This is a genomic window from Nitrosomonas halophila (genome assembly GCF_900107165.1).
In the GTDB taxonomy this organism is placed as follows: Bacteria; Pseudomonadota; Gammaproteobacteria; order Burkholderiales; family Nitrosomonadaceae; genus Nitrosomonas; species Nitrosomonas halophila.
In genome coordinates this window covers 1-3,858 of record NZ_FNOY01000117.1, presented here as the reverse complement: position 1 = coordinate 3,858, position 3,858 = coordinate 1, and the positions used below count along the sequence as shown (strand labels likewise).

The following is a 3,858-nucleotide window of genomic DNA, read 5'->3' as shown; positions in this document are numbered from 1 at the left end:
TTTGCGTTCTTTTGAATATCGTGTCATTGTTTATTCCTTATCGCCCCCGAATATTAATTAAAAATTAGACACGACAACTATTCTGACACAGGGGGGTAGATGCATCACGAATATTGGGAAAGCTTAGTAGCGATTGATGTTGCTCGTTCTCGTCTGTAGGTAATGCAAAGGGCGAGTCGGGGCCGACAAAAATGATCAAGTCTGCGTATTCTTCAAGGCGCTTGGCAATACTTCTATACACTTCAGATTTTGCTTGAGAGAAATAGGATATTGTTCCGATGATAGCAATTTTTCTTGGCGCAGCTGCTTGCTTAAGGAATTCCAGCGGCGCTTGTAATGACCAAAGTGGTGCTTTCATATCATCACGAATAAACACAACGCCTTTATCATCAGTGACAATTTGCATTCTTCCCTCGGGAGGCGTCGCTCGTCCCAGAATAGGAATAGCATCACTCAATGGAATGCCGGCGGCTATAGAAACACCCAAAGCAGCCAATACTGATAGTGCCAGATGCGTGCCATGCAGCTGAGTTAATACCTCGTATTCCTGGCCTTGAAACGTTATCATCAGCTTCAAGGGTTCGGGCCAGCAGGAAGTGGCAGAAAGTAGTCGAATAGTGGCGCCTTCGGCAGTGCCCACCCATATGACATGGCAGGGGGCGCGCTCGCCGATTGCTTTCACACGCGGGTCGTCGATGTTTAAGACAGCAGTCCCATCACGAGGCAAACCGGTAATAAGCTTGCCTTTTTCCGCAGCGATGCCTTCAATTCCAGCTCCTCTAAACGCTTGATAATGATCGTCTCCAATGACTGTCAATACACCAATTTTTGGTTTGAATAATCGGACGGGAAGATCTAACGCATGCGGCTTAGATGCCGAAATTTCCAGAACACAAAAGCTGTCTTGTCGCTCTATTCTCAATATAGTTTCTGCAACAGCCATTGCTATATTCAATGATTTTAGCGTGCCAGATACTTGATGAAAATTAGAAAGCAGAAGCTGAACCAAGTCTTTAGTGCTGGTTTTGCCAGCACTGCCGGTAATTCCGATGAGACATACATGAGCAAGCCGTTTTCGGTGTATCCATGCTTGAAAAAACGTGTGGGCGACTTTGACCCTGTAGCGAAGTGTTTCACACCAAGCATTTAATTTGATACTCCGCACTCTTGTTATCTCCTGATTATTGTTCTGGTTTACTAAGCCGAAGACTCTTGCAGGCAATTTCGATCACTTGCTCGATTGAACTTGAAATTTTTGTCATTTCATCCGGCGCGAGTCGTGCCAGCACGATTTCTCTGGCTTTTCTTCGATCCTCGGGCCGCCTGACGCCGACACGTATACGGCGAACAGCATCAGTACCCAGTGCCATAACCACCGAACGCACTCCCCGATGGCCGGCATCGCCACCATCATGCTTAAGCCTGACCTTGCCGAGCTCGAGATCCATGTCATCATGAATGATGATGCAGTGCGCGGCGGTACAGCCATTATTTGCTAGGTACTGCCTTAGCACCGGACCAATGAGGTTCATATTCGCAGCTGGCTTAAACAACTTGACAGCATTGCCATCGATGTTGACCAGACTGACCAGACCTTCCTCGGTGGATTGCCAGTGGCCATTGAAACGCTCGGCGATCCGGTCAAGTACCTGATAGCCAGCATTGTGGGGTGTGGCTTCAAACTCTTTGCCAGGATTGCCGAGTCCAACTATTACAGGTGTTGAAGTATCAGGAGTTGAGGAGTTTGTTGGGGTAGACGCTATGGTTTTGTCTTGTGCCAGAGCTGGTTCAATGGTGGTGCCCTGATCGTTTTCAGAGTCAGTCTGGTATAGGTATGAACAGCTATCGCAGAACATATTAAGACCGCAGCGATCGCGCCAGCAACGAATGGGTTGATTCTGGTCATGGATAATACGTACGAGATGGTCAGCGGCATTTGACCCTTTAAGAAGCACCAGATCCCCCCTGCACAATTCATTCTTGAGGTAGATGGCCGCATCGCGAATATTTGAGAAGCCCTGGAGAGTCTGGTCATCCTGGTCTTTTCTTGCACGAAGAGCGCGATGGGCATTAGATCCAACAAAAACGACCAGATCTGCATATTGTCTGATTTCTCTCGCAAATTGTTTATATTTTGCAGAAAGATCGCCCGAGAAGTCAGATAGTGTTCCGATAACCGCAACCTTTCTGGGAGAGTTTGCTTGTTTGAGAAAATTTAATGGGGCTTGTAGCGACCAGTACGGCGCTTTCATATCGTCGCGGATAAACACAACCCCCTTGTCATCGCTGACGATTTGCATCCGGCCTTCTGCAGGCACTGCTTGCCGCAGAACAGGGACGGCCTTTTCCAGTGGAATACCAACAGCTACGGCAACACCCAAAGCGGCCAATACCGATAGCGCCAGATGCGTGCCATGCAGCTGGGTCAGTACCTCGTATTCCTGGCCTTGAAACGCTATCATCAGCTTCAAGGGTTCTGGCCAGCAGGAAGTGGCTGAAAGCAGCCGAATGGTGGCGCCCTCCGTTTTACCCACCCAAATGATACGTGCTTGACAGCGCTCGCCAATAGCTTTCACACGCGGATCGTCAATGTTCAGGATGGCAGTCCCATTATGGGGCAAACCGGTGATCAACTTGCTTTTTTCTGCTGCGATCCCTTCAATGCCCGTGCCTTTGAATGCTCGAAAATGATCATTGCCTATGATCGTCAGTACGCCAATATCAGGTTTGAGCATGCGCAACGAAAGATCCATATAGCCAGGCTGGTGACCGGCGACTTCTGTTATGCAATAGCGATGGTGCCGTTTTGTTTCGAGGATGGTTCTGGCGATGAACAGATGTTCATTCTCGGTCTGGGGAGTGGCATGGCTTTCAGAGAAGCTGGACAAAATCAGGTGACTCAGTTCCTTGGTTGTGGTTTTCCCTGCACTGCCCGTGATGCCGATAAAGCGGGTGTTGCGCATATTTCGACGATGCAGCCAGGCCTGCAGATAGGTTATGCCGCGATGAGCAGTCCAATAGTGATCCTTGAGAACTCCGACGAGCCCTCGCTTACGGTATATCTGCAATTGGTGAAGAAGATGCATGAAGAGTCTACTCAGATATTTTGAATGAATATATCTTTTCAGTTGAAGATATGATTAATATAGCTTGGAAAATTCTTTTAAAATTGAAAGTTGTGCTATTTTTGTCCGCTACCATGTAGCAGTTTTATAGTATATGACTTATTTCTTGGCTAAGTCAGCTAATGGTCCAGATCTACAAATCAAATACAAGATAAAATAACCAGCCCAAGTTTATCTGCTTTGTTCGCGGGAAATCTTCATGGTTCAGGGCAGGAGCCTCAATTATAGAGAAGGAGAGAGCTGCAATCATGCCATGTGAAGCGCATAAAATACTATGGACTGGTGGGTGGGACTCAACATTTCGTATCTTGTATCTAGCGCTTCATGGGTCGCGTGAGATTCAACCATATTATCTGTATTTTGAAACGCGTTATTCATCGGCGCTAGAATTAGAGGCGATTGAGTTGATCCAGAAGCTTTTTAGAGAGCGTTTCCCGAATGCTGCCAGACGAATAACTCGGCCCATTGTGATCAAAGGCGATGATTTACCTCAAGATGAGGAACTCCATCAAGCCTATATTACGCTTCGTGAAAGATCATATTTGGGGGATCAATACTTATCGATCGCTCGTTTTGCTACGCGGTTTGGTCTACGTTCACTAGAACTCTGTATCCATAAAGATGATCGTGCACATAAGTTTATTAGTCCGAAGTAAGGTTAAAACCACCGCCTTTAAGGCGGTAAGATTTATCTTTTAAAATTTTGGACGTACCATGATGCTAAAAGTAGGGG

Annotated in this window: 3 protein-coding genes; 1 reads left to right on the top strand and 2 read right to left on the bottom strand. The window is 47.0% G+C overall.

Annotated elements, in window-relative coordinates:
- Positions 1-64 precede the first annotated feature (64 nt).
- Entirely contained in the window at positions 65-1,165 is a 1,101-nt protein-coding gene (locus BLV85_RS14325; protein WP_176974061.1) for a Mur ligase family protein, read from the bottom strand.
- 16 nt (positions 1,166-1,181) lie between these two features.
- Entirely contained in the window at positions 1,182-3,086 is a 1,905-nt protein-coding gene (gene pth, locus BLV85_RS14320; protein WP_090415898.1) for an aminoacyl-tRNA hydrolase, read from the bottom strand.
- A gap of 287 nt (positions 3,087-3,373) precedes the next feature.
- On the opposite strand from pth, the gene BLV85_RS15370 reads away from it, so the two are divergent.
- Positions 3,374-3,781: a hypothetical protein gene (locus BLV85_RS15370; RefSeq protein WP_090415897.1), complete on the top strand. Its 408-nt coding sequence runs from the start codon at positions 3,374-3,376 to the stop codon at positions 3,779-3,781.
- Positions 3,782-3,858 lie beyond the last annotated feature (77 nt).